We start from the raw sequence: 3,410 nt of genomic DNA, 5'->3' as shown, positions 1-3,410 counted from the left end.
TGATGCTGATTTCCAACGACATCATGCGATACGCCGAAGAGAGCGATGACGGCAACATCCAGAACATTGATGTCAATGCGATGGAAAAGCACGCCAACCAGTACATCTCGCAGCAGATCTTCAACATTCTGACCGCGCAGGCCGTCACCACTGACTACGACCAGAACTACTTCCGTCGTGCCGGCATCGACATCGGCGAAACCATTCGCCTGGATGCCAACGACCTGTTCATGAGTCTGGCCGGCCCGGTGGCGATTGCCTACGCCGAATCGGTGGTGCCGGAAACGCCGCCGCCGAGCAGCGACAAGTTCAAGGTGTTCGATAAAGAGCCGCAGCGCCTGAACATCGACGATCTGTTCTTCCGCTCGATCGACCTGCCGCACTTCAACAAGGTCACCCAGGCGATCGAAGGCATCAGCCTGCTGCCGATCGAGTCCAAGCGCTATCGCGCCTCGCTGGAGCAGTACAAGAATTCCGGCTACGACGCTGCGGCGCTGCACGACCTGCACTTCTTCAAGAACTGCTCGTCGGTGGTCTCGATCGTCTCCCTGCCGAAAGACTACAAGCTGTCGTACATGGACCTGAACCGGTTGAAGACCCACCTCAACAGCCTGTTCCCCAACACCACGCTCAAGCGTTATGCGTTGGTGATCGGTGCTTCGGCCAACCTGTCGCTGACCACCCTGATCGCCAAGAGCCCGTGCCTGTCGGACGACTTCCTGACCCTGATCGTGGCGTTCATCAAGCGTTGCTTCGCGAAGAACCCGTACCGGTTCGACGAGACGCTGGATAACTCGATTCTCGACTTCATCATCAACGAAGAATTCGACGAAGACCGCATCGATGACCTGCTCAACGAATTCGAGAACCCGGCGAAGATCCTCGACACCAACTGGTACGCGATCAAGCCGATGTACGAGAAGAAGTATCGCGAGCTGATCAACGACAAAGACAAGTTTGTCTCGATCAATGACATTCGCCTGTCGCGCGATTGCGTGAAGAAAGCGATCAAGTACCTGCGCGAGATCTACCGTCACCGGATTGGCAAGACCAAGGTTATTTCCCTCAATAACCATACCGGCAAGTCGTTCTCGGTCTGATCACAGACCGGGTCGCCCTAATCGCTGGCAAGCCAGCTCCCACAGGTTTTCGGGTGTTCACAATATTGGTGTTCACCGCAAACCTTGTGGGAGCTGGCTTGCCAGCGATTGGGCCCTCAGATTCCCTGAAGATTTCAGCTTTTCCAATATCCAGAAACAATTAAGCAGCCGTTAGGCTGCTTACTAAACTGTTCCCGTTACGTTTACGTCACCGTGATGCCACCCTCGCTTGTGGTGTTTCTCTACGGCAACGTGCCATCACGCTACTCGGCTACACACTTTTCAACGATGCTGGCATGCACTACATCAGTGCAGGCATTCAGACCGCCGCCCTTTCCTGGATCAAAATCCACGGACTCACCACCACCGCCCACAGCTGTGGATCGCGCTCGAAAATATCCAGCGCCCGCGTTTCAGACAGCTTGGCGACCTTGTCTTCGGCCAGCCAGGCAGCGACTTTCTCGCCTTCATCCGACGCCACGGCCTCGGCAGCGGCGATCAAATCCAGCGCAGGGTCGACCCACAATAGGGCACCCCTGGCGAAGAACGGCTCCAACTCTTTCCAAGTAATAGATGCGGTCTCGCCGAGCAGCTTGGCATAGAGGGTGCTAGGTTCTTGATTCATGGGAACTGTCCGGAAAAGAAATCGACGCGAATGATAACGTCGGTGGTCCGCCAGAAAAACCCGGTTGCAAATGGCTGCACCGAACGAAAAGAGCAGGAACGCCAGGGAATGCTGATGATTGGGATATATGCCCACGAACGCCCCGCCGCAATTCTGTCTTTTTCATTCAAAAATGCGACACCCCCAAGTTTTGCCCCTCGGCGCCCGCTTCCCAGGCCAACAACCGGCGCTCTACACTGTACCGGTACAGTTGCCGGGGGCATTTCCGGAGGGTATCGCAAAGATATCTGACCCGGTTCTGCTGCTACGGCGCCAGAACTCAAAAAAATTACAACAGTAAGAGTGGAGCACTATGACTAAGGCTACTAAGCAGATTTCCAAACTGTTTGCCGCTATGGTTCTGGCCGGGGTTGCCAGCCATTCGTTCGCAGCTGACACCATCAAACTCGGTATCGCCGGCCCTAAAACCGGTCCTGTAGCCCAGTACGGCGACATGCAGTTCAGTGGCGCGAAAATGGCCATCGAACAAATCAACGCCAAGGGCGGCGTCGACGGCAAGAAGCTCGAAGCCGTTGAATACGACGATGCCTGCGATCCGAAACAAGCCGTAGCGGTCGCGAACAAGGTCGTCAACGACGGCGTCAAGTTCGTGGTCGGTCACCTGTGCTCCAGCTCCACTCAACCTGCTTCGGACATCTACGAAGACGAAGGCGTGATCATGATCACCCCGGCTGCCACCAGCCCGGACATCACCGCCCGTGGTTACAAAATGATCTTCCGTACTATCGGTCTGGACAGCGCCCAGGGTCCTGCCGCCGGTAACTACATTGCCGATCACGTCAAACCGAAAATCGTCGGCGTCCTGCACGACAAGCAGCAGTACGGTGAAGGCATCGCCACCGCCGTGAAATCGACCCTTGAGAAGAAAGGCACCAAAGTTGCCGTGTTCGAAGGCGTCAACGCCGGCGACAAAGACTTCTCGGCGATCATTGCCAAACTCAAGCAAGCCAACGTCGACTTCGTTTACTACGGCGGCTACCACCCGGAGCTGGGTCTGATCCTGCGTCAAGCCCAGGAAAAAGGCCTTAAAGCCAAGTTCATGGGCCCAGAAGGCGTGGGCAACGACTCGATCACCCAGATCGCCAAAGACGCTGCCGAAGGCCTGCTGGTGACCCTGCCGAAATCCTTCGACCAGGACCCTGCCAACATCGCCCTGGCCGATGCTTTCAAAGCGAAGAAAGAAGACCCGAGCGGCCCGTTCGTGTTCCCGTCCTACTCGGCGGTTGAAGTGATTGCCGAAGGCATCAAGGCAGCCAAGTCCGAAGACGCGGCCAAAGTGGCTGAAGCCATCCACGCCGGTACCTTCAAGACCCCGACTGGCGATCTGAGCTTCGACGCCAAGGGCGACTTGAAAGACTTCAAATTCGTGGTCTACGAGTGGCACAACGGCAAACCGAAAACCGAAGTGTCGCCTCAGTAAGGCACGGCCGGACTGACTGCCAATAAAGCCCACGGCGTGCCGTGGGCTTTGTTTTACGAATGTAAGGGCCGCGCTGGCGTGATCCGCCAGTCTCCCCACCTGAAAATCTCAAAACCGTCATCAGCGGTTCGCTGGCAAACCCCGGATTCGAAGTGGATATAGATCCACGGGGCCGGGCGGGAAAATGACTCCACCAGTGAAATGC

2 protein-coding genes and 1 pseudogene are annotated in these 3,410 nt (G+C 56.4%); 2 read left to right on the top strand and 1 reads right to left on the bottom strand.

Annotation, left to right across the window (positions count from 1 at the left end; all coding sequences use genetic code 11):
• Positions 1–1,100: pseudogene (locus tag ACIONG_RS30085) on the top strand (hypothetical protein); the annotation flags it as partial.
• Positions 1,101–1,419: 319 nt separating this feature from the next.
• Here the strand turns inward: ACIONG_RS30085 and ACIONG_RS30080 are convergent.
• Positions 1,420–1,725 (bottom strand): DUF2288 domain-containing protein, encoded by a 306-nt coding sequence (locus tag ACIONG_RS30080; RefSeq protein ID WP_103307208.1) that lies wholly within the window; start codon positions 1,723–1,725, stop codon positions 1,420–1,422.
• 352 nt (positions 1,726–2,077) lie between these two features.
• Between ACIONG_RS30080 and ACIONG_RS30075 the strand changes: the two genes are divergently transcribed.
• Entirely contained in the window at positions 2,078–3,205 is a 1,128-nt protein-coding gene (locus ACIONG_RS30075) for a branched-chain amino acid ABC transporter substrate-binding protein (RefSeq protein WP_401304619.1), read from the top strand.
• Positions 3,206–3,410: the final 205 nt, after the last annotated feature.

The sequence above is a fragment of the Pseudomonas sp. NPDC087817 genome, from assembly GCF_044742875.1.
GTDB lineage: Bacteria > Pseudomonadota > Gammaproteobacteria > Pseudomonadales > Pseudomonadaceae > Aquipseudomonas.
This window is presented reverse-complemented; position numbering and strand designations above follow the sequence as displayed.